Genomic DNA, 21,693 nt, shown 5'->3' with positions numbered 1-21,693 from the left:
CGTAAAATGCCGTACACAGGGGTAATACGCATTTCTATATCTCTGAAAAAAGCCCTTTTCCCAACCAAATAAGAAGAAGGGCCCCGGCAATCCATGGACCAAACGCGAGGCGCTCTTGGCGCCCGTGGCCCGAGAGCACTGCGTACCCAAGAGCACCCAGAGCCGACAGGAGCACGACCCAAGGCAAGGCGAAAACCCCAACCCATGCACCCGCTGCCGACAGCAGCTTTGCATCGCCCAAGCCCAACCCTTCTTGCCCGCGGCTGCGGAAATAGACCGCTCCGATCAGCCAGAATACCACATATCCAATGATAGCGCCCCAGATCGCCTCTGTCGGGAGGGCACGCTGCGCGAGGGCATTCGTTGCCAGTCCGACGCAGATCAGCGGAAGCGTATAGCGATCCGGCAGGCGGTGTTGGCGCAGATCAATACGAACAAGCTGACCCAAAATCGGAATCAGAATGATCGAGGATAAGATGAACAGAGGCATTCACGTATAAAACACGGCAAGCATCAAAAACGCCAGTGTGCCTAGGTTCCATCTAAATGAGATATTCTATCATAAACTGTGAAACTTTCTCGGCGGCAGCACGTGTCTCATTCAATGCGGGTAGTGAATAGAAATTTTTCAGCACTCGCAGGGCGATCCGATGGCCATTGGTCTCGGCACATAAAATAAGCCAACTTGGGAGTGAAAAATGACATTTACCATTCGTACCTTGTTGCAGGGAAGCTGCGCTACAGCGCTTTGCCTGACAGCAAGCATTGCAACTGCATCATCGCACCGTGAGGCGCCGGGCATTACCGAGCAGCCAAAGATCGACGCGACAGATTTCTACATGTTCAAAAGCTACGAGGCAAACCGCGGCGACTACGTGACCCTCATTGCAAATTACCAGCCTTTGCAGGCCCCCTATGGTGGACCCAACTATTTCACCATGGACCCTGATGCGATCTATGAGATCCATGTCAGCAATGACGCCGATGCCGAAGAAGAGATCACCTTTCAGTTCCAATTCGACAATAATCTGAAAGACGGCACTGGTATCCAGCTGGACATCGGCGGCGAGAAAGTGGGCATTCCGCTGCGCGCTGCAGGCCAGATCACAGCCAGCAGCCCGACTGCCGCTCTGGGTGAAACCGAAAGCTATAGCGTGACCATGATCACGGGGGACCGTCGCAGCGGCAAAAGAACGTCTCTTTCACATGGCGGCGGCACGACCTTTACCAAGCCGCTCGACAACGTTGGCAACAAGACCCTGCCTGACTATGCCGAATACGCGAACGCCTATATCTATGACGATGTAAAAATTCCGGGCTGCGGAACGGGCCGGGTTTTTGCTGGCCAGCGCGCAGAGGCCTTCGCGGTGAACCTTGGCGAAATCTTTGATCTGGTGAACCTCGTTCCAGTGCAGGGACCAGATAACCCGATGTGGTCCCAGTATAACGATCCCAATTTCAATGCGAACGGGATCGTGCAGGACCGCGCCAATGACGACCTGATTGGTAAAGCCAATGTCACAACCCTGGCTTTGGAAGTTCCAATCTCCTGTCTGACCCAAGGGGATGAGCCGGTCATCGGGGCATGGACGACTGCCAGCCTGCCACAAGGCGAGTTGGAAGACCCGTCGCCCACCTACGAGAAGACCTCGATTTATGGTGGCGCTTGGGTACAGCAGTCGCGCTTGTCCAACCCGCTGGTCAACGAGGTGGTCATCGGCCTTTCCGACAAGGATCTGTTTAACGCAGCAGAGCCTACAATTGACGAGGCACTGGCTGTCTATGTGACCAATCCGACCCTGCCAGCGCTACTGGATATCCTGTTCCGCGATGCGTTGGGTGCATCGGACAATATCGCTCCGTCGAACTTCCCCCGGAACGACCTAGTTACCGCGTTCCTCAGCGGTTTTCAGGGCGTAAACCAGCCTGCTGGCTTCGATACGAAGACAGACCTGTCTGAAATGCTGCGTTTGAATACAGCGTTCCCGGCGACACCCGCGTCCGAGCAGCATACCTTTGGCCTTTTGGCTGAAGACCTCGCGGGCTTTCCCAACGGTCGCCGTCCGGCGGATGACACTGTCGATCTTGCGCTGCGCGTGATGATGGGCCGGTTGTGCCATGACGTGCCTCTCGGGCAAGAGCTTAGCGGAGACCCAAGTGCCGAAGACAATGTAAATCTGGGTCTTTGTGGCAAAGGCGATCCCAACGACACCGCGCCTGCGGGCCTAGTGCCGTTGACCGATGGGGCACCTTTGCGCGCCACCGAGTTGCAAACCGTGTTCCCCTACTTGAACACACCGATTGCTGGCTCGCCGAACAACTAAACCCATAGAATAGGAGAATTCCGATGTTGAAGAGTATCTCAGTTCTTGTGGTTGTGGCCGGCGTTCTAGTCGCTTGTGGTAGCAGCGGCGGACTAAACGGCATTTCCAAATTGGGGGCCGATTTTGTGCGCGCCTTCAACCAGGATCGCAATGCCCAGCCGATCTCCCTCGCGGGGGTCACAGTGCCACGGTTCCCGACGAGCGAACCTTTCAACCCCTAGGTTGATTGGCTCCTTTTCGGGGGTGTGAGAACAAGAAAGAGGCGCGGCCGCTCCAAAGAGTGGCCGCGTTTCGCATTTTACCCTTAGGGACGGAAGGGCTTTGGGGTAGGCAAGCTCCCCTTCGATCCCAGATGCTTTGAAAAGCTGCGCTCGATCGCATAGGTGTCTTTTCGCCCCAGCTTGTCTTCGCGCAGCAGCCGGGACGTCAGGATAACCGTCGTGCCATCCACTTCTGCGCGGCTTTCCACGTCATATACGTCTGACGTGAAACCAATGCCGTTCAGCGCGACAATGCCGGCGTCGGTCACGTCCCCGCGCGTGAGGAAACCGTTTTGTTCGCGCCGCTTGACCAGTTGTCTTGCGGCGGTTGGCGATCCCAGCACTGCCGCGATGACCGCTTCACTTGCGGTGTTGATGTTCACATCGCCGGGTTGCGGTAGCAGGCTGACGTGGGGGGCCAGTATCGCACGCGTCGGCGCGTCCAAAAGCTCGACCTCGGACAACGCGCGTATGGGGCCGCGGCGGGAAATTCGGTCGTTGATGTCCAAGGCCACGCTGTCGGGCAGGTCCAGAGATTTGACCAGCCGCGCAAGGATCTGCTGTTGCGAGAGACGCCCCGCTGCAAGCCCGTTCAAATCAAACCGCGCTTGGGCATCTGATACGCTGATCGCAAAGCTACCCGTCTCTAGTTGCACTTCTTCTTGTGCTGCCAACGCCCATGGTTCGGCCATATGGTCCGTCTCGGGTGCGACGTCCATATCCCGGCGCAACGCCATGATAATCGAGGTCTCCGCGCCCAAGGCCAGCGCCTCGGCCTGGGTCGCTGCGGCTGCTCGCTGGGTGCGTTCCATCAGGGATTCTTGCGAGGTGAACATCAAGACAACGATCGCAGACCCCAACGCGAGCGCCACCAACACGTTGATCAACACGACGCCGCCGTCCGGATATCGTATACCGGCGCGGCTCATGGGGGCGCAGGGCGGGTCAAAGACGAAAGCCGCCTCAGACTGCCAATTCCATCAATGTCCACGCGCATATCCACGGCCAGCGCTTCGCTCTCGCTGTCGGGGAGGGGCCACGTTGAATGCCAGTTACGATCCCTATCAAGCACGCGAAACGTCAGCGCGCTGACATCCAGTATCAGGGTTTGCCGCAACAGGTCATCCGCATTTCGGGGGCCTATCTCGCGGCTAAGCGTATTTGCATCGTGCAGATACTGGCGTCTGGTCTGGCCATCATGTCCGAGAGTGGACAGGACCCCATCCCGAAGCATCACCGTACCGGGGTCCGCCTGCACGATATCGCGCCCGAAGACCAGCAACGCCCGGTCCAATTGTGCCAGATGCTCGAGCCGGCCATCGGTGCGTTCGCGGACGCGCAAGATCGTGTCCAGCGTGGTAAACGAGGCAATACCCACCAAAGCGAAAAGACTAAGAGCGACCAGCATCTCGATCAGGGTCACGCCAGCCTCTTGGTCGCGGATAAGGGTCATGCGCCGGTAGAGCCAATCAGGTTATTCGCACCGGTTGTCACGCTCAGGATAGCCAGCCCGCGTGCGCATTGTCCGTCCTTTTGGAAACGGTAGGGGCCGACGACACCGTCGAAACCGGCGTCGCGCAGCAGCCCTTTACGGTTCTGCTGGCCGATGCGACCAAGAATTCGCGCCATTTCGACGGCATCAAAGGCCAACCCGCCAAGCACACCCGCCTCGGTTTCACTGAACGCGGTAAAGGCCGTAGCAAAGGCCTCGAAACGAACAGGGTCGGGTGCGGCAAACCAACCATCCTGCAATGCGTCGATCCGGTAAGGCGTGATCGAGGCCCATTGTTCCGAGCCAAGCAGCTGCACGCCAGCGCTCTTGATCGCCGCGGCCTGTTCTTCAAAGGGACCACCCACAACGGGCAGATAAACCGCATCTGGCAGCGCACCGCCGTTCGCGGCCCGGATCTTGTCGATCAGGCCAGCGGCGGATGCGGCAACAATCGCTGGCGGAGCGGTACCCCCTGTCGCCGCGACGACGGATTGCGCTGCCTGCGCGGACAAGGCACCAAATGGCCCCGGAGGAACAACAGTAACAACGTTGCGCTTGCCGCGGGTTGCCGCGAAGCCGAGGATCGATTTCGCTGATTGCTGCGGTGTGATGCCGAATACAAACAGGTTATCTCCGGCGATAGAGCTGTCGTTCGACAGTGAAACAACGGGCGTACCGCGCCCGACAGCTTCGGCGACTGCGCGGCTCTGGCCTGAGAAAAGCGGACCAAGTAACATCTTCGCCCCGCCGTCCATCGCTTTTTGCGCGGCAGCAACGGCTGTTTCGGGGCTATCGCCAGCATCGACCACCTCGACCTCGGCCCATGGCCCCGTCGCGTTGCCGCCAAGGCTTGCGGCTGCCAGCATGATCTGTCCTAATGACGCACGCGGGCCGGTAAGCGGGGCCAGCAAAACGGCCTGTCCTACCGCATTTTCAGGCGGCAGTTCAGTGTCACCTGTCAAAGACAACCCGCCGCAGCCCGATAAACCAATGAGCGCCGATGACCCACCAAGACCCAACAATACCCGCCGCCGCGACAGAGGGGAAAAGGCACCGGAAGCCACGGTTTCGATGGATTCTATCGGCTGTGCTTTTGGCATCTTTTGCATTCCTCGTTTACGTGACGACATTGATTGTCACCCTCCCGGCATCGGCCTTGCGCCGTATTGCCGTCATCCCTGCTCCGATTACTGACCTGTATGGCGGCCTGTGGGAAGGGCGTGCTGTGTTGGACGGTGGATATTCGCTGGATTGGGACTTGCGCGGCTGGCCTTTGTTCGCTGCTCGCGGGGTCGCGGACTGGACCTTGCAAGGGCCCGACACCCAATTGACAGGCGTTGCGACCTTTACCCCGGCATCCATGAGCGCGACGGACATTGTGGGGCGTATCGGGCCCGGTTTGGTCGACCTGATCCCCGGGGCCGCATTGAAAAACTGCACGTCGCAGGCCGTCGTTGATGTGCAACGGCTGAGCTGGCGCAAGGGGGCCGCTGCTGCTGCGGGCGCGGTTCTGATCAGCGAAGGGCGGTGCAAAGATCTATTGGGGCGCGACACAACAGTGCCGCAGATGACGTTGGACCTGACAACCCAAGGCCGCGACGCCATAGCAATATTGACGGATCGTGACAGCACGCTGGCCAAGGTCACGGTTGCAGGGGAACGGCGGCTGATCGCGCGTATCGAGCCCGAAGGCGCCGTGCTTGTGCCGGGCATGCCGACGAGCGGACCGATGATCATAGAAATGCCATTCTAATTCACCAGATTGTTGAGGTTAACGATCGGCAGCAGGATCGAGAGCACCAAAAGCATCACGATCCCACCCATGATCAGCAGTACGGCAGGTTCGACCAGTGCCACCAATGCGGCTACCAATGCATTCAGATCGCGCTCTTGATCGTCGGCCGCGCGGGTCAGCGTTGTCCCCAGCACGCCCCCCGCTTCGCCACTTGCGATCATCGCGATCAGCATCGGGGGGAAGACTTTGGCATCGTCCAGCGCCCGTGAAAGCGCCGTCCCTTCGCGTACGCGTGCCGTGGCTTGGGCGACTTTTTCGCGGACGTGCAAATTTGGCACGGTCTGCGTAGCAGCGGTCAAGGCATCTACAAGCGGCACGCGGCTGACGGTCAAGGTTGCCAAGGTACCCGCAAACTGCACCGAGTTCGTCTTGAGAGAGAACCCCCGCGTCAGCACCGAACGCGATAGAAATCGATGCCAGCGCAGCCGCATCGCCGGTTGTCGCAGCAGGCTGGCCCCGCCAAGGATAATGGCCGCGAGCACGCCGAGCATTGCAATACCCCACGCATTGATAAAATCACTTACCGTAATCAACGAACGGGTCAGGAACGGCAGCTCCGCCCCGCGAGAGGTGAAAACGCGCACGATGTCAGGCACCACAAAGGTCAACAGTGCTACGATTACCGCAAGCGAAACGACGGCAAGGATCGCGGGATACAGCAACGCAAGCTGCACCGTCTGCCGGTTCTTTGCGCGGGTTTCCACGAAGCCGGACAGATGTTCCATCACTTGGCCAAGCTGCCCCGAGGTTTCCCCCGCAGCGACCGACGCACGGTAAAAGTCGCCGAACACCTGAGGATACTCGCCAAGCGCCTGCGCAAAGCTACGCCCGTCGAGCACTGAGGCGCGCAGGTTCAACAACAGTGATGTAACAGCAGGCTTGTTCTGCTGGTCTGCCACTGTCTTGAGCGCTTGCTCCACACCGATCCCCGAACCGATCAGCGTGGCAAGCTGTCGGGTCAGTAGGGTCAGCGCGCGGCGCGAAATCTTGGCCCTGCCAAATCCCGCCCCCTTCGTCGCTTTCCCCTTTTTTGCGACGGTTGGTTCAACCGACAGCGGCGCGAGGTTGCGCTGGCGCAGACTGCTGCGCGCGGCGGCGGCACTTGCGGCCTCTATGATCCCCTTGGTCGACTTGCCTGCGGGCGTCATCGCTTCATAGGCATAGGCTGGCATTATTCATCCTCTTGTGATGCGGCAAGCGATATGCTGGGTTGCGGTGGGGCACCGTCGTGGATGGCGCGCGCGACTTCCTGTGCAGTGGTGAGCCCCAAACGCATCTTGGCGATGCCGTCGTCCAGAATGCTCGGGCCGCGATCCCGCGCCGCGGCGATCAGCTCGGCTTCGGATTGCCCTTCGTGCATTTTGCGTTCAAGCGCGCCGTCGACCTCGATAATTTCATACAGCGGCAGACGTCCGCGAAAGCCGCTGGCTTGACAGGTATCGCAGCCAAGCCCCTTCTTCACAATCTCTCCGGGCTTTATCTTTTGCCCCAAAAGATCGCTTTCCGCCTGCGTGACCTCGTGGTCGCCCAGACATTGGGTGCAATTGCGCCGCACCAGCCGCTGTGCGATCAGCCCGCGCAGCATAGGGGCCAGCAAAAATCGTTCGACACCCATTTCGACCAGTCGAGACACAGCACCGATGGCCGTGTTGGTGTGCAAGGTCGAGATGACCAGATGCCCGGTCATGGCGGATTCCACGGCGATCTGTGCCGTCTCGCGGTCCCGGATCTCGCCGACCATAATCACATCCGGATCTTGCCGTAGAATGGCGCGCAACCCTCTGGCAAAGCTGAGATCGGTCTTGGCGTTGACCTGCATCTGGCCAACACCGTCCATCGTATATTCGATCGGGTCCTCGACGGTCATGATGTTGCGTTGCCGGTCGTTCAGCATATCCAGACCAGCATAAAGCGTCGTGGTCTTGCCCGAACCGGTCGGGCCAGTCACCAGCACCATCCCATCGGGCAAGGACAGGATCCGTTTCAGCACCGTATTATCGCGATCCGACAGGCCAAGATGGTCAATCCCGCGCAATGTCTGCCCCCGGTCCAAAAGTCGCAGCACCACACGCTCGCCAAATTGAGAGGGGATCGTCGAGATGCGCACGTCAAGGTCATAGCCTCCGACCCGCAACGAAACACGGCCGTCCTGCGGAAGGCGTTTTTCAGCGATGTCGAGTTTGCCCATCACCTTGATCCGGCTGACAAGCAGCGGCGCGAGTGCGCGTTTCGGGCTGATTACCTCGCGTAGAATGCCGTCGACCCGAAAGCGCACCAAAAGTCGCCGCTCCTCCGTCTCGATATGCACGTCAGACGCGCCTTCCTTGACCGCCTCCAGCAGCAGGGCATTGATCAGCCGCACCACGGGCGCATCGTCATTTTGGGCCAGCAGATCGTCGATCGAAGCGGCGGTGTCAGCCAATGAGGCCAGATCATCGTCTGCATCTGCGGCCACCTGCGCGGCCTCGGAAGCGGAATCGCGGTAGATCGTGCCAAGAGCCGCTTCAAAATCGGCAGCCGATATTTCCTCGAATGTCACAGCGGCGCCAGACACGCGCTGTGCTTCGATCAGGGCTTCGAAAGAGGCATCATGGCGGTATTGGCAGCGTGGCTCCGCACGGTCTTCAGAGGCAGGTAATAGAATGACCCCTTGGCTTTGCGCGAAACCATAGGAAAGGCGGGTCTGGGTGCTGGCATGGGTCATTGCAACGATCCTAAAAGCAAACGCGCCGAAACACGGCCCGGTGCCGGGCGCCGATCCACCTCGAGCGCCTCTACCCTCACGTCGTGCTGCTCTTCCAGATCAGAGAGCCACAGCAATATGGTCGCAAAGGGCGTATCGTCCAAAGTGACCCGGATGCTGTCGTTTTCAGGCTCAATGCGCCGCAGGGTCAGGTTTGCCGCGGATGCCGAGGTGGTGATCCGCGTGGCAAGAGGCGTCTCGTTGAGCGGTTGCAATGACACGATCGTGTCGACGGACGCCAGCGCAGCTGTGTCCTGAACAAGGCGAAATGCTCGAATGTCTGCGCGCGCTTCGGCCTGCGCCCGATGCAGAGGAGCCCATAGGAATTGATAGCCCACAACCACGATGGCGAGCGGTAGCACAATGCTCACCAGACGCTTTTCACGCGGGTTAAGCGCGGCAAAAGCTTTCATCCGCCATCACCCCGCGCGATCCGCATTTCGACCTCTGCACCGCCATCGCCCGCTGTGGCTGCACCGCTGCGCACGGCAAAGCCCGATGCCTCTAGCGTCTGCTCGATGCCTTGCAGGTCGTCCAGGCCAGGGCTCTGCATGAGCACCACCAATGTATTCTCTGACGCGCCCCATGCCATGCGCCTGAAACCAACCGGCGCGTCCGTCAGCACGCGTGAGACATCGCTGAGCAGGGGCAAAAAGCTGCTTTCCGTTCCAACCACCTGCGCGGGGGTCAGGCGTGCGAGAACGGGGCCAACCTCTTGGGTTAGGGTCATGCCGGGCAGGATGTCCGAAATGGCCAGCTCTGCAGCGCGGCGCTCTGTCTGAGCGATCTGAGAGAGGGCGCGCAGGTTCAAAGCCGCGATGACCATATGCAGTGCTAACGCAGCCCCCACAGCGACGGCAGCCCACTTCCACGCAGCCAACCCCCGTGCTGCAGCCTTGCGCGGCTGAGCAAAGCTGAAGGCCACGTCTATCGGGTCCGGAGGGGGTGGTGTGGCTGACAGATTTTCGGCCGGAAGATCCGCTCCCAACGGTTCGCCAAGCGCGCGCAGCGACGGCCGGCCAGCGCGCTGCCATAAAAGCGGCAGCATATTCACATTGGCGGCAAAACCCGTCCCGTCAGAACAGCGCACAACCGCACGATTGCCTTCTTTCCAGACGGCCCACGCGGGACCATTGTCGGACGGTGGACGGGGGATTAATAGATATTCGGGGAGGTGCGGCGCATCTTTCTGTGTCACCTGCGTCATCACGTCATTGGACAGGACAAACGCCAGGTGATCCCCGGGCGACGCATCGGCAAGCGGGCCTTGGATGATCTGGACGGACTGCAGCGGTGCGGCAATCCGCTCTTCGACAGCAAAGGTGATCAACGCCTGCCGTTGCCGCGCATTGGATCTGGGTACATGAACGATAAAACTACTGACGTGTTCTGCACTGACCGGACGGGCGGCCAGCCCATCAACCTGCGGGCAATAAAGTTCGGCCCGTGCAACCATGGCCGAATTTCTCGTGGTCAAAGGCACTTTTAAAGCGTCAGACGCGGGCAGCCGTACAGGGCGCTCCGAGGCGTTTAAATCTGGCGTAATGCCTTGACTTATCACGAAAAATTACCTTTTCAATCGTCCCGTTGTTGCCATAGTATACGGAAAGCCACGTAACAGATAGGGAAACAGTTTCATGCGTCACTGGAAAATGCTGGGGGGCCGCACCGCGTCCGACCGCAGCCGCCGCGACGGTGAAGCGGGCGTAACTCTGATCGAGATGATGGTGGTGCTGGTCATTATCGCGCTGGTGGCGGCGATCATCGTGCCCAACGTTATCGGGCGCCCAGACGAAGCACGGGTGACCGTTGCGCAGTCCGACATCCGCGCAGTCGGCTCGGCGCTCGAACTTTACCGCTTGGATAACCGCACCTATCCCACGACCGCACAGGGATTGCAGGCCTTGGCCGTGCGTCCCACCGCGCCGCCCGAACCCCGCAACTGGGTCGCGGGTGGGTATCTGACGGCTGTGCCGATCGATCCTTGGGGGAATGATTACATCTACGTCTCTCCGGGTGCGAATGGCGGGTTCGATCTGATGTCGCTTGGGGCAGATGGGGCGCCCGGCGGCGAAGGGGTCGCGGCAGATCTGGCACATGGGCAGCTGCAGGCCAGCAAGTGAAAACCACGGCCGCCCCTGACCGACACCAAGACGCGGGCGTGACGCTTGTTGAGGTGCTTGTGGTACTGGTGTTGGTGGGAATAATGGCCGGGATCGTCGGGCTTAGCATCGGCAGCGGGTCACGTGGTGATATTGCCAAGCAAGAGGCCGACCTTCTTGTCGCCAGGCTAAATCGGGCAGCGGACGATGTGATCCTGACGGGGGTGCCAATGGGCTTCGTCTGGGGCGCGGAGGGCTATAGGTTCGATGTCTATAATGGGGAAATCTGGGTGCCGCATCCTTTACCGGTCCTGAAAGAACCCCATCTGCTGGGCGGTCGCACGCGGATCGTTGGCAGCGCTGGCGCGATCGTCGTTTCCACGGAGTCGCGCCCGACGGGGGACAGCCCCTTGTCGCTTGAACTGCGTGCGGGTGACGGCGCGGCGGAGTATGTTCGGTTCGACGGCGTCAGCGCGGCGCATCTTCAGGAGGTAGAATGACACGTCACGACGATGCAGGGTTCACGTTGATCGAAGCGCTGGTGGCGATGGCCGTCCTTGCCTTGGGCGCCGTATCGCTGCTGTCGGCCACGCAGGGGCACAGTAAACGCATCGCCGATCTCTCGGATCGGGTCGCGGCACGGTGGGCCGCCGAATACCGCCTTTCAGAAGTCCGGGCAGGGGTGGCAATCGGCGCAGAGCCGCTTGAGGTATACGGCATTGAATTCGATCTCGACGTGACGCGCCGGCCGACCAGCGACCCCGACGTGCAGGCCGTCTCTGTCGGCAGCGCCCTTTCAGGGACGGATCGGGTTTTGTATATTCTGGATGGATATGTCGCATCAGGAGACCCATCATGACGCGCTTTGATCATGCGGCGAAATGGCTTCGATTGGGCGTGATCCTGACGGCCGTTTCCAGCGTGGCCGCGGCGGGTGCCGAAGCGACTTGGCGTGTGCTGGGCCATGATCGCGTTATCCCCCCTATTGCGAAGCTTCGCCCCCCCGCACAAGAGCCCGAGGCACTGCCCGACCTTGCGCCTGCGTTGGCTCTTGCGCCGTTCGGCGCTGCGGAAGTCGCGGTGGCAGATGCTCAGACGGCCGCAATTCCGCAGACCCTGATTTTGCTCGGGGTCATCGTCCGCGATGATCCGAACCGCTCGCTGGCATTGCTGCGATCGGACACGACTGAAGGCAACTATCGCATCGGCGATGAGGTCGTCCCCGGTACGACGCTCACCTCTATTTCACAAAACCATGTCACCGTGCTGACAAAAGACACCGAGAGCCGTCTTTATTTTGCCGGTGCGGATCTGGTCGCCGATGGTCCGCAAGTCCCGACAGGCGCGGAACGGCTGCTGGCGCTTATGACCTCTGGGCAGGGCAGTTCCATCAGTGAACAGGTGGATGCAGCTGCACGCGCTCAGCCCGTGACAACACAGGATTACATCGACATGTGGCGCGACCGCATCATCGCCAACCCCGCTGAGGTTCTGGATACGATTGGCTTGGTGCCAGGGGAAAAAGGATATACCATCGCTGAAAAGCACGACGTAGGCGTAAACCGCGCCGGTCTGAGAGCAGGTGACATCGTGACAAGTGTAAATGGTGAAAGCGTCGGCAATGTCGATCAGGATCGGGAACTGTATGACGTGATCGCGGCGTCTGGCTTGGCCCGTATCGAAGTCGAAAGGAATGGCCGAACGATCGTTATGTCATTTCCGCTGCAGTGACCCTTTCGCTTCGCCATATAGCAGCCTTTGCCCTCGCAGTTTTACTGATGCTGCCCGCCCCTGTGCGCGCTCAGGAAACCTTTGTCATCAATCTGCGAGACGCAGACATCTCTTTGCTCGTTGAACAGATTTCCGAAATAACCGGCCGCACCTTGGTGCTTGATCCGGGGTTGGTGGGAGAGGTGACTGTCGTCTCTGCCGAGGCGCTGGACAAAGAAGGCGTCTGGTCGTTGTTCCAATCCATTCTGCGGGTACGCGGATTTGTTGCCGTTCAGGCCGGATCAATCTGGCAAGTGATCCCCGAGGCCGAAGCGCGCACTGCGAGCGGACCTAATGTTGGCGAAGAAGTCATCGCTGGCAGTCAAGACTTCGTAACCGAGATGTTGCGCCTGAACCGGCTGCCCTCTGCCGAAGCCGTGCGCGTCCTGCGCCCGCTTGTCGCGGAATCGGGATATATCGAAGCCGTCGAAGATCCTAATGGCGTTGTCATTACCGATACCCGCGCCAATGTGGACCGGATCATGGCCATCGCGCGCAGCTTTGACGGAGATGCCCTTGTCCGCTCTGAGGTGCTGCGCTTTCGCAGTGCCGATGCGGTCACCGTCGGCAGTGCTATCCTAGAGGTACTTGGTCAAGCGGGCACAGGCGCGCGCCTGTCCGTTGATGCAGGGTCCAATTTACTGCTCGTCCGCGGCACGCCCGAAGACATTGCAGAAATTCGCAGCCTTGCGATCGCCATGGACGTTGCGCCACGTAAAGACCCCCGCGAGGCCGTCGCTACCACAGTTTTCAACCTCCAGTATGGCGACGCACAGATCATTGCAGACATCATCAAAGGTACGGTGGGGGATGCCACTGACATTACCAACGCAGTTGCCGCCGATGTGGGCGCACAGTCAGCCGAAGCCACGTCGGACGGACAATTTGTGCCGCTAAACCGCGTCGTCGCCCCGGATGCTGTCAATATCACCGCCTCTGTCGAAACGAATTCTATCGTTGTTCGCGGCACTGCGGCGCAGGTTCAAGAAGTCGGGCAACTCGTTCATGCCCTTGATGTGCGTCGCCCGCAGGTGATGATCGAGGCAGCTATTGTCGAAGTGTCCGGCGAGGTCGCAGAGCGGCTTGGGGTCCAACTGGGGCTTGGCCCGAATGTGCCGAACGGAGCAATCGCCGCCTCGAACTTCTCTAATGGGGGAGGGGTATCGCTGGGGTCCGTGCTTGCTGCTGTTGGTGTCCCCGCCGGCTCGGCCTTGTCTACGGGACTGACGCTTGGTGCCGGTGGCAATGACTTTGGTATTTTGGTGCAGGCCCTGTCGCAGTCTACGAGCGCACGGCTTTTGTCGACGCCATCGGTCACGACGCTGGACAATGAACCCGCGACCATCGTCGTCGGCCAGAACGTTCCCTTCCGGACGGGTAGCTTCGCCACCGATGGGAATACGGCGACCCCCTTTACCACGATTGAACGACGCGATGTCGGCATCACGATGAATGTCGTGCCCCGGATCACGGCCGGAGGTGTGGTGCAGCTGGTCATCGAACAGGAAATATCGAGCCTAACAAATGCCAATGTTGAAGGTGCCGCGGATCTAGTGACCAACCGGCGGGTGATTAATACAACCGTAATGGCCGACAACCGCGGAACAGTTGTGCTTGGTGGGCTGATAACCGACGACCGCATCAACGGCAGCAGCAAGGTGCCCGGTCTTGGCGATCTACCGGTGGTCGGAGAGCTTTTCAAATCGCGTAATGCCCGCAATACCCAGCGTACACTTTTTGTCTTTCTAAGACCCACGATCCTGCGCAGCCGTGAAGATATCACCGAGGCTTCTTCGCGCCGGTTCAACCGCCTGAAAGCAGCCGACGCCACACAGCAGCCTAGAACGATCCTTAAAAAACAAGAAGTACAGCAGTTGCCTTTGGAAATTCAGGGTTTGTATTGACCCAAGCCAGTGGCACTTGCCCCCAAGACGCTGCTACCGTTCAAAAGTCAGCGACGCCCAATAGCTCACCCAATCAAAGTCATTATGCTTTACCGGCAGCAATTTTACGCTGTTGATCATGATCTCTCCACGAATGTCATCCGAAAGCGTCAATATGCCATTCGCATCCGTCATCATATGCTGCGGTCCTGTCTCGGCTTCGGACCCAACAGGCCGCGCAAATACCTGAACCGGTTGATTGGCGTTTGCTTCGCCATTCAAGAGCAGCTGAAAGCGGACCGGCCCGTCCAAAGTAACATAAGGATTATCCAGCGCTACCCACTCGTAAATTGCGCCATATGCACGATCCTGCCCGCGCTTGTCGCCCACCCCCACCAAGGTTTTCGCGTAACGGAAATAGGCTTCTCTGATAGGCTGACCCGGCCGAGTGCTAAATACTTCGGTACCACGCCCTACGGTTTCAGCAAATTCACGAAAGTCGGCCAGCGTGTCATGCTTTAGGCTGCTTGCATTTGAAACAAGTACAATAGCGTGCAGCCCGTTTTCGCCCGACTGGAGGCTCAACGACGGGTTATCTTGTCCGGTAAACGCCAGCTCTGTTTCAACGTCACCTCTGGAAAACAGGGCCGAGCTGTATCCCTTCGGAATGAAAATATAATCCTGCCCGACAAACTCGGATCCGACCAATAGATCCGCCTCAATCGTCGCCTGCGACGGGAAAGTGTAGGCCCGAGGTTCAATCCAAAATTCATGCGCCAAGGCAGAATGAGTGGCGAGAAGCCATATGGTGAAAGATTTCGTGTAAAGAGACATGATCATACCCGTTTGCTGTTTCGGCAGTGCCAAGTTGTTGGCCGCGTGTCGTAGGGTGTTGCTGGTCTGTAAATTACGCCACCATCTCGATGGTGTATTCTGCCCAGAGGCTGAACGCGTCATCTCGGGCATGGCGATATGAGTTTGCGGCGCGTTGAAATCGGCGGGACGGAAAATCAGGTTGGTCTGATCGTAAGCGGATAGCAACCTCTGAGTCTGCTGATGTGACTTAAACCGGCCGAATATCTTCTCTCGCTTGCGGGTCGGCCTGTGTGATCCGTCGATGGTGTTGTCCAATCCCTCGTGGGCGCGGTGGTCAGCCTCCGGTGCCAATGTTTTGATCGGCTTGACACAGCTGCACAGCTTGTCGGTGATCATGGCCCTCTGCTCGCCGAACTGATTGATCAACATTTGGAGAAACCGCTTGGCTGCTTTCGTGTTTCGTCGTGTTTGCACGAGAATGTCGAGGACGAACGCGCCGGCCGCAATATGCGAATTGTGGACCAAAGCGAGTAACCCACAACCGGACTGCTTCCCGGCTTACAATCACACCGCGTTCGGCCACCAGGTCTTCAACGTCAGCCGTGCTCATTGCGACGCGATGGTAAGACCAAACAACGTATGCGATGATTGCGCGAGGGAACTTGAAGCCCCTCAGGCGCAGGACACTGATTGGGGTTTCATGACGTTGAAATAGCCGGATCATGCAAGCTGAACAAATTGGCAATGCCTGTATCTGTCAAAGCCAGCAGCAACTACACTAAATTGGTCAAAACCATAGTCCTGAGAATACAACTATCAGCCCGGCCGCACAGAGCGCGATCGTCGGTATGGGTCGGCGCGCTCCGATCAGACCGGACGAGAGTAACCTCAGCCCCAAGTCCACGCGCGCCGCCGCCAAGAGAGCGGCCAGTGGAGCGTCCGAGAGCCGCAGCATGTCGGGGTTGGCGACCATGCCCAACGGAATGATATAAAGCCCAATGCCAAGTGCCATTGCTGTCAGCGCGACCTTCAACCAGTTCTCGCCGATCATAGGTGTTGATGCCCATCCAGACCGCGACGAAATACAGCAGCGCTGGCAGGGCTGCGGCGGGCATAGTGTCGGTATAGAGAACGCTGGTAAGCTCGACCACGACAAAGACACCGGCACCCATCAGGGGTGGCATGATCTGCCCGCCGGAGGAGGCTACGGCCTCGACCGCGGCGGCAAGGCGCGGGATAGCCAAGCTTCGTCATCGCGGGCAGGGTGATCGCGCCGGTGGAGGCGACATTCGCCGAGGCAGAGCCCGAGATGGAGCCGAACAGGGCTGACGACAACACCAAAACCTTGGCGGCACCGCCCTTCAGCCGACCCGCTGCTGCTGCCGCAACGTTCATGAAACCCTGACCCGCTTCACCAAGGTTCAGGACCGCGCCAAAGATTACAAAGATCGCCACGACCGACACCGAAGCCCCGGTCAGCGTGCCCCAGATGCCGCCCTCGGCAATGGTCAGCGTCCCGAAGAAACTTTCAACCGGCGTGCCGGAATGTCCGAACTCACCCGGAATATACTGTCCAAACAACCCGTAGAGCAGCGCAAGTCCCGCCACCAGCGGCAGCGGCCAGCCGACCCCGCGCCGGGCCGTTTCGAGCACCACCAAGAGCAGCGTCACCGCGACCGCGAGCTGAAAGTCGCTTTCAATGAAGCCATATTGGTCCCCGAGCACGTCGCTGTTGAATGCTACCCAAAGTGCGGCGGCAACGCCGAGCGCCGCAAGGATACTGCCCGTGATCCGCCGCAGGGTCGTGTCCGCATCAAAGACTAGGGCAAAGGGCAGGGCGGCATAGCTATGGCGGGCATTTCGGACGCTGTCGCCGAAGCTGCGATTAGACTGGCAGGGATTTCAATGATACCCTTGTCAGTATCACGGGGATAACCGGAGCATTACTTTCATAAAAGATTAGCCGCAGAAATGCGTCGGAAAATCGGCCATCAAAGCCGGCCTTTACGATACACATGTCTTACATCGCATGGGCTTCAAATTCTTTCCACAGCAATGCCGCTACCGCGCGGACGATTGGCTTGGACTGGCGAAACGCATAGATGGTGACGTCGAACGCAAGATGCGTGTGTGGCAAATCTATCTCGCACAGCCGCCCTTGTTTCAACTCTTCCGCAATCATGTGCTCTGGCAGGCGGCCCCAACCAAGGCCTGCGATCAAAAGGTGCTTTTTTGTCTGAAGGTCGCTGACGTACCAACGGCGTTGGCCTTTCTGGACGCCGATTTCGCGGTCGAACAGTCCTCCGGCTTGCCCGCTGTCGCTTGCGATGACCTGATGGAAGCGCCGCAAGTCCGCGAGGCGCTTGGGATTGTCCATCTCGGCCCAAAGGGAGGGTGACGTAACGTTGCGCAGCGTCGATGTACCGAGGGGGATATAGTCGAAACCCTCTTCCTCGAGCATGACCGAGGACATTGGCGAAACAGCGATTGCCGCGGTTCCTGTTTTTACGGCCTCGATGGCACCGGACAGTACCTCGGGGCGCAAGACCACACGGGTCTCGGGAAAACCTGTTTGCAGTTTGCATAAGACGGGGGTCAGTGCGTTGAGGTTAGTGATGGCATCCACCGCGATCGTGATCGTCTCTTCCTGCCCTTTTTCGAAATGATGGATCAGTTGACCCAGATCCTCTGCCTCCGTCAAAACGCGCAAGGATTGAAGATAGACCCGTTTGCCGACGGGTGTGAGTTCAAGCCGATACCCTGACCGGTCAAACAATTCGGTCCCAGTCTGGAATTCCAGAGCCTTCAATGCCTGGCTGATCGCCGGCTGTGTCCGGTTGAGACGTTCGGCAGCCGTTTTGACCGAGCCCGTTTCAACAACAGCACGCAAAACATTCAGTTGATCGAGTTTCATCAGGCACCAGAAGTTAAGATTAGATTATATAGATGCGAAATAAGTATAAATATCAATCAAGTTTCGTTTCTCTTATCGTCGGATCAACAACCGGAGCAACTCAATGAAACAAGTTTCTTTTCAAGAGCCAGCGCAGCCCGATCAGGTCGGTACATTTACCATCGGACGTGCCCTTCCGAACCGGGCTGTGAATGCGGTCGGCCCTTTCCTGATTCTTGATCATCTTCCCAAGCGCGAAATTTCTGCCGGTGAGTTACCTGAGCCGGACGGCAGCTTTGCCCATCCCCATGCGGGTATCGTGACCTTCACCTATGTCATGGAAGGTGCCATGACCCATTTTGACAGCCTGGGAAACAACAGCTCCGTCACGGCGGAAGGCGTGCAATGGATGAACGCGGGCAATGGCATTGTCCACGACGAAATGCTCGCGACGCCCCTGCGCCGGGATGGCGGGGTGCTGCATTCCTTTCAATTCTGGATCAACCTGCCCGCGGCAAACAAGCGCGAGCCTGCTCAATACATGCCCGTCTCATCCCCGGACCTGCCCGTAGCAATGCTCGCGGGTGGGCGTGGGGAGGTCAAAGTTCTGCTTGGCCAGTATGATGGACAATCCTCGCCCATCCCCACCTATGCGGGCGAATTCATCTGGCACGTCAGGATCGAGCCGCTTGGGACGGTCGATATCGCCTTGCACGCCGATCTGCCAGTCGCGGGATTCCTGCCGACGCATGGGGCCGTGGTCGGTGATGCCAAGATCGACGCTCATACCATCATCGGATTGGACGCCCCGGATGGGACGTTGGAGATCACCAACCCGGCTGTTGAACCGCTTGATCTGCTGCTGTTTGGCGGTGAAGCGATCACCGACCCCATCGCCATGCGCGGCCCGTTTGTCATGAACAGCGACGGCGAGCTGACCGCGGCGTTCCGCGCGTATCGCGCCGGGAAATTCGGACAGATCACCTATCCCGCCGATCACGCTGCCCACAAATCATAGAATAACGCCGTAAGGCGACCAAGAAGGTTAGAAATCATGTCACAGAAAATTGCCATTGTCGGCGGCGGCTACATAGGCGCCGAACTCGCGAAGTCTCTCGACGACACAGCGGACGTCACATTGATCGAGCCGCGCAGTCACTTCGTTCACGCGCCGGCCATGATCCGCGCGGTTGTCGACCCTTCGCTGCTGGATCGCGCTCTCATCCCCTATGATCGGCTGCTCGCGAACGGCAGGGTCATCGCGTCCAAGGCGACGGTTATCGACGCGGAAGGTGTCACGTTGGAGGACGGCACTCGGGTAGAGGCGGATCAAATCGTTGTTGCCACCGGGTCCAGCAATGCGATGCCCTTCAAGCCTCAAGGTGCCGATATTGCGAGCCTTAGGTGCGACAACCAGCGCATTCATCAGCAACTCAAAGCGGCGCGGCGCATCGGCGTTGTCGGGGCTGGTGCCGTTGGCACCGAGCTTGCGGGCGAAATCGCCTATGCCATGCCGGACAAGAAGGTGACGTTGATCTCAGGCGACGAGGCATTATTCCCGACGATGCCGTCAAAGCTGGGCACCTCTCTCACGGCAAAATTGCGAAAGGCCGGTGTCACGCTCATTCTCGGTCAGCGGGCGGAGAACCTGAAAAGCTTGACCGAGCCGAATGTGGGCACCCTGCAACTTGCCGATGGGTCACAGCACGACTTCGACCTGATCTTTCCGGTTATCGGATCGCGCGCGAATTCCGAGGTGCTTGAAACGCTTGCCGGTGTTCAGAAAACGACGGCAAACCGGATTAAGGTCGACCCATGGATGCGCCCATCATCACTGCCGAACGTGTTTGCGGCGGGCGATGTTGCGGATGTCGGCGACGCCATGACAATCGTGGCCACAAGCCGCCAACTGCCTTGGCTCAAGGCGACGCTATCCGGATTGGCAGCGGGCAAGGCGATCGAAGACATGAAGCCCTATAAGCCATGGGGCAGCAAGGCGCCGATCCTCGTTCCGCTTGGTCCCAAACAGGGGAATTCCTTCCTTGTTTTCTTCACCGCTGGAGACTTCCTGACCCGCAAGATGAAGGGGGCGGACCTGTTTCTCAAGAAATACGCAAAGTTGCTGAACCGGCCTGAAAGCTGATCAGAACGCGGCTGAACCCAATTTCCAAAAGGAAAGACCATGGAAATCTCCCGAAGATCCCTTTTGTCGTCGACCTTGAACTTGTCGCGACCGTTGAATCCTGGCGTGCCGGATCCGGTGCGATGTATTTCGACGTGGCGCTGACGGTGTTTAACGCGCATGTCGTGCCCGCACCACGCGCAGTTGTGAACGGCACCATTCAGATCGCGGGCGAAACCATCGCTATCGAGGATGGTCACGGCTGTCACGACCACAATTGGGGCAATGCCGGTATCGAAGGTGTTCTGAAGGCGTGGCACTGGGGCCGAGCGGAATGCGGCGATTTCACGCTGAACTTCTCCTATATCCTTCACAACGCGGATTACGGCAACAAGGTCGTCTGCAAGTTCATGTTGGCAAAGGATAGTGAAATCCTGCTCAGCACGGGTGAATTCGAGGACAGTTTCGTTGGTGAAATCCATGTCGGCCCGCAGTCCGGCAACGGCTGGCCTGACGGCTTCCTGATCGAAGCGCCTTACAATGGCGACATGATCCGTATCGAGATTTCAGGCAATCACCTGTTGAGCGACGCGCTCAATTCCGAGCAGAAACCGGATGGCCAGGCTATATCCGTCTTGGTGGCGACATATGGGTGACGGTGCCGCTAGCGGGCGGAACCGAGGTTGCAACCGGCAACATCATCCACGAAATGTCCTTTTCGGAAAGTATACCTAAAGCGGAAGCAAACTGGCTTTTGTAGGTCAAAGCGCCCCCTTGTGAGCATTCGCCGCAAGGGGGCGGCACCCAATGACTGGATATTAACTCTTCAAGAAAAACATTTTGGCGCGATCTGTGGAACGGCTGGTTTGGCGATACTACATCGCAGCACTGCGCCAGCAGCAGCTTTGAGCCGTTCAACAAATCCGACACGAAGGCGCGTTCCAGACGTTCGCTGCGTATTTAGCCGAGGTCCGCTGTGCGTAGAGAGCTGACCTCCCAGAACGTTGCTGGTGTGGGATACATTTACATTAGCGGGCCAGATTGGGCGTTTGTGAACGGCGCAAGGAAGGCTGGATCACTCGAGCCCAGTTGCGCGCAGGTCTAGGGGAATACTTTTCTCGGCATCGAAAAAACCAAACTCCGCAATTTGGCGCGCGTCTCTATTCTGCATGAGAAATCGCACTGTCGCACGGTGATTTCGCACTTCGTGCATCACGGCGTCGTACTTCAGTACGAGAGAATTTGGTTCAATCTCAATACTTGCCGTGCGCCACTGAGTAACGATTTGTATGTTGATTGTCACCGAGAACTGACCCGGCGGGGGTGCGGACAAAAACTTGGACTGTTTTCACGGCATAAGGCCGAGGCTTTTACGATATTCGATGGGGCTTCTGCCACCAAGGGACATCTTGATGCGTGTTTCGTTATACCAGCGGATGTAGGCGTCAACCTCGTCAACAAACTGGGCCGCGGTGAAGGCCCGCCAATCACGA

At 58.7% G+C, this 21,693-nt stretch carries 22 protein-coding genes and 2 pseudogenes; 10 read left to right on the top strand and 14 right to left on the bottom strand.

The genetic code is table 11. The annotated features are described in order from the left end of the window. Positions 1-34: 34 nt before the first annotated feature. Positions 35-490, bottom strand: coding sequence for a prepilin peptidase (locus ACTRWK_RS16120; protein ID WP_289081689.1), 456 nt, complete (start codon positions 488-490; stop codon positions 35-37). Between the two features lie 208 nt (positions 491-698). Between ACTRWK_RS16120 and ACTRWK_RS16115 the strand changes: the two genes are divergently transcribed. Further along, entirely contained in the window at positions 699-2,324 is a 1,626-nt protein-coding gene (locus tag ACTRWK_RS16115) for a DUF4331 domain-containing protein (RefSeq protein ID WP_289081690.1), read from the top strand. Between the two features lie 304 nt (positions 2,325-2,628). Here ACTRWK_RS16115 and ACTRWK_RS16110 read toward each other — a convergent pair whose 3' ends face one another. From ACTRWK_RS16110 to ACTRWK_RS16100, 3 genes are read right to left on the bottom strand one after another with little or no spacing between them, the layout of a single operon-like run. After that, positions 2,629-3,513 (bottom strand): type II secretion system minor pseudopilin, encoded by an 885-nt coding sequence (locus ACTRWK_RS16110; protein ID WP_462844057.1) that lies wholly within the window; start codon positions 3,511-3,513, stop codon positions 2,629-2,631. Further along, positions 3,510-4,037, bottom strand: coding sequence for a type II secretion system protein GspJ (locus ACTRWK_RS16105; protein WP_289081692.1), 528 nt, complete (start codon positions 4,035-4,037; stop codon positions 3,510-3,512). Before ACTRWK_RS16105 ends, ACTRWK_RS16110 begins: the two co-directional genes overlap by 4 nt. After that, entirely contained in the window at positions 4,034-5,176 is a 1,143-nt protein-coding gene (locus ACTRWK_RS16100) for a penicillin-binding protein activator (protein ID WP_289081693.1), read from the bottom strand. The genes ACTRWK_RS16105 and ACTRWK_RS16100 overlap by 4 nt, the downstream gene beginning before the upstream one ends. On the opposite strand from ACTRWK_RS16100, the gene ACTRWK_RS16095 reads away from it, so the two are divergent. Continuing rightward, positions 5,170-5,829 carry a hypothetical protein gene (locus tag ACTRWK_RS16095; RefSeq protein ID WP_289081694.1) on the top strand — a complete coding sequence of 220 codons (660 nt, stop codon included), beginning with the start codon at positions 5,170-5,172 and terminating at the stop codon, positions 5,827-5,829. The two genes, ACTRWK_RS16100 and ACTRWK_RS16095, sit on opposite strands and share 7 nt — an antisense overlap. Here ACTRWK_RS16095 and gspF read toward each other — a convergent pair. The 4 genes from gspF to gspL are packed head-to-tail and all read right to left on the bottom strand — an operon-like array spanning position 5,826 to position 10,070. After that, positions 5,826-7,043: a type II secretion system inner membrane protein GspF gene (gene gspF / locus ACTRWK_RS16090; RefSeq protein ID WP_289081695.1), complete on the bottom strand. Its 1,218-nt coding sequence runs from the start codon at positions 7,041-7,043 to the stop codon at positions 5,826-5,828. The genes ACTRWK_RS16095 and gspF overlap by 4 nt on opposite strands. Then, a complete protein-coding gene (locus tag ACTRWK_RS16085; protein WP_462844056.1) occupies positions 7,043-8,575 on the bottom strand; it encodes a GspE/PulE family protein in 1,533 nt (510 codons plus the stop codon). Before ACTRWK_RS16085 ends, gspF begins: the two co-directional genes overlap by 1 nt. Beyond that, complete coding sequence (gene gspM / locus ACTRWK_RS16080) at positions 8,572-9,027, bottom strand: type II secretion system protein GspM (RefSeq protein WP_462844055.1); 456 nt, start codon at positions 9,025-9,027, stop codon at positions 8,572-8,574. Before gspM ends, ACTRWK_RS16085 begins: the two co-directional genes overlap by 4 nt. Further along, positions 9,024-10,070 (bottom strand): type II secretion system protein GspL, encoded by a 1,047-nt coding sequence (gene gspL, locus ACTRWK_RS16075; protein WP_462844054.1) that lies wholly within the window; start codon positions 10,068-10,070, stop codon positions 9,024-9,026. Before gspL ends, gspM begins: the two co-directional genes overlap by 4 nt. A gap of 181 nt (positions 10,071-10,251) precedes the next feature. On the opposite strand from gspL, the gene gspG reads away from it, so the two are divergent. The 5 genes from gspG to gspD are packed head-to-tail and all read left to right on the top strand — an operon-like array spanning position 10,252 to position 14,390. Then, positions 10,252-10,737, top strand: a complete 486-nt coding sequence (gspG, locus tag ACTRWK_RS16070; protein ID WP_289081697.1) for a type II secretion system major pseudopilin GspG — start codon at positions 10,252-10,254, stop codon at positions 10,735-10,737. Next, positions 10,734-11,216, top strand: coding sequence for a prepilin-type N-terminal cleavage/methylation domain-containing protein (locus ACTRWK_RS16065; protein WP_289081698.1), 483 nt, complete (start codon positions 10,734-10,736; stop codon positions 11,214-11,216). Before gspG ends, ACTRWK_RS16065 begins: the two co-directional genes overlap by 4 nt. Then, the gene (gene gspI / locus ACTRWK_RS16060) at positions 11,213-11,575 is read left to right on the top strand and encodes a type II secretion system minor pseudopilin GspI (RefSeq protein WP_462844053.1); all 363 of its coding nucleotides are present in this window, start codon (positions 11,213-11,215) and stop codon (positions 11,573-11,575) included. Before ACTRWK_RS16065 ends, gspI begins: the two co-directional genes overlap by 4 nt. Further along, on the top strand, positions 11,572-12,447 hold the full coding sequence (locus ACTRWK_RS16055; RefSeq protein WP_462844052.1) for a type II secretion system protein N: 876 nt from the start codon (positions 11,572-11,574) through the stop codon (positions 12,445-12,447). Before gspI ends, ACTRWK_RS16055 begins: the two co-directional genes overlap by 4 nt. A 47-nt stretch (positions 12,448-12,494) precedes the next feature. Then, complete coding sequence (gene gspD, locus ACTRWK_RS16050; RefSeq protein WP_180829655.1) at positions 12,495-14,390, top strand: type II secretion system secretin GspD; 1,896 nt, start codon at positions 12,495-12,497, stop codon at positions 14,388-14,390. A 33-nt stretch (positions 14,391-14,423) separates the two neighbouring features. Here the strand turns inward: gspD and ACTRWK_RS16045 are convergent, their stop codons facing one another. The 5 genes and pseudogenes from ACTRWK_RS16045 to ACTRWK_RS16025 form a co-directional block, all read right to left on the bottom strand. Further along, the gene (locus ACTRWK_RS16045) at positions 14,424-15,326 is read right to left on the bottom strand and encodes a DUF4198 domain-containing protein (protein WP_462844065.1); all 903 of its coding nucleotides are present in this window, start codon (positions 15,324-15,326) and stop codon (positions 14,424-14,426) included. Next, a pseudogene (locus tag ACTRWK_RS16040) lies at positions 15,277-15,909 on the bottom strand (IS6 family transposase). The gene ACTRWK_RS16045 and the pseudogene ACTRWK_RS16040 overlap by 50 nt, the downstream one beginning before the upstream one ends. A 63-nt stretch (positions 15,910-15,972) precedes the next feature. Beyond that, entirely contained in the window at positions 15,973-16,197 is a 225-nt protein-coding gene (locus ACTRWK_RS16035) for a hypothetical protein (RefSeq protein WP_462844066.1), read from the bottom strand. A gap of 73 nt (positions 16,198-16,270) precedes the next feature. Next, a pseudogene (locus ACTRWK_RS16030) lies at positions 16,271-16,793 on the bottom strand (TRAP transporter large permease subunit); the annotation flags it as partial. A 412-nt stretch (positions 16,794-17,205) separates the two neighbouring features. Then, the gene (locus ACTRWK_RS16025) at positions 17,206-18,099 is read right to left on the bottom strand and encodes a LysR family transcriptional regulator (protein ID WP_288960089.1); all 894 of its coding nucleotides are present in this window, start codon (positions 18,097-18,099) and stop codon (positions 17,206-17,208) included. A gap of 103 nt (positions 18,100-18,202) precedes the next feature. On the opposite strand from ACTRWK_RS16025, the gene ACTRWK_RS16020 reads away from it, so the two are divergent. The 3 genes from ACTRWK_RS16020 (at position 18,203) to ACTRWK_RS16010 (ending at position 20,856) form a co-directional block, all read left to right on the top strand. Continuing rightward, entirely contained in the window at positions 18,203-19,096 is an 894-nt protein-coding gene (locus tag ACTRWK_RS16020; protein WP_462844051.1) for a pirin family protein, read from the top strand. 36 nt (positions 19,097-19,132) lie between these two features. Continuing rightward, positions 19,133-20,221 (top strand): NAD(P)/FAD-dependent oxidoreductase, encoded by a 1,089-nt coding sequence (locus tag ACTRWK_RS16015; RefSeq protein ID WP_289081701.1) that lies wholly within the window; start codon positions 19,133-19,135, stop codon positions 20,219-20,221. A gap of 122 nt (positions 20,222-20,343) precedes the next feature. Beyond that, positions 20,344-20,856, top strand: a complete 513-nt coding sequence (locus ACTRWK_RS16010; RefSeq protein ID WP_289081702.1) for a hypothetical protein — start codon at positions 20,344-20,346, stop codon at positions 20,854-20,856. Positions 20,857-21,548: 692 nt separating this feature from the next. On the opposite strand, the gene ACTRWK_RS16005 is transcribed toward ACTRWK_RS16010, so the two are convergent. After that, positions 21,549-21,693 (bottom strand): IS3 family transposase (locus tag ACTRWK_RS16005; protein WP_462844064.1); only part of this gene is annotated, 145 nt, incomplete at its 5' end.

Source organism: Sulfitobacter sp. G5_S2_6_S6, from assembly GCF_054968505.1.
Note: the sequence above shows the minus strand (reverse complement) of the source record. Positions and strands in the feature narration are given on the sequence as shown.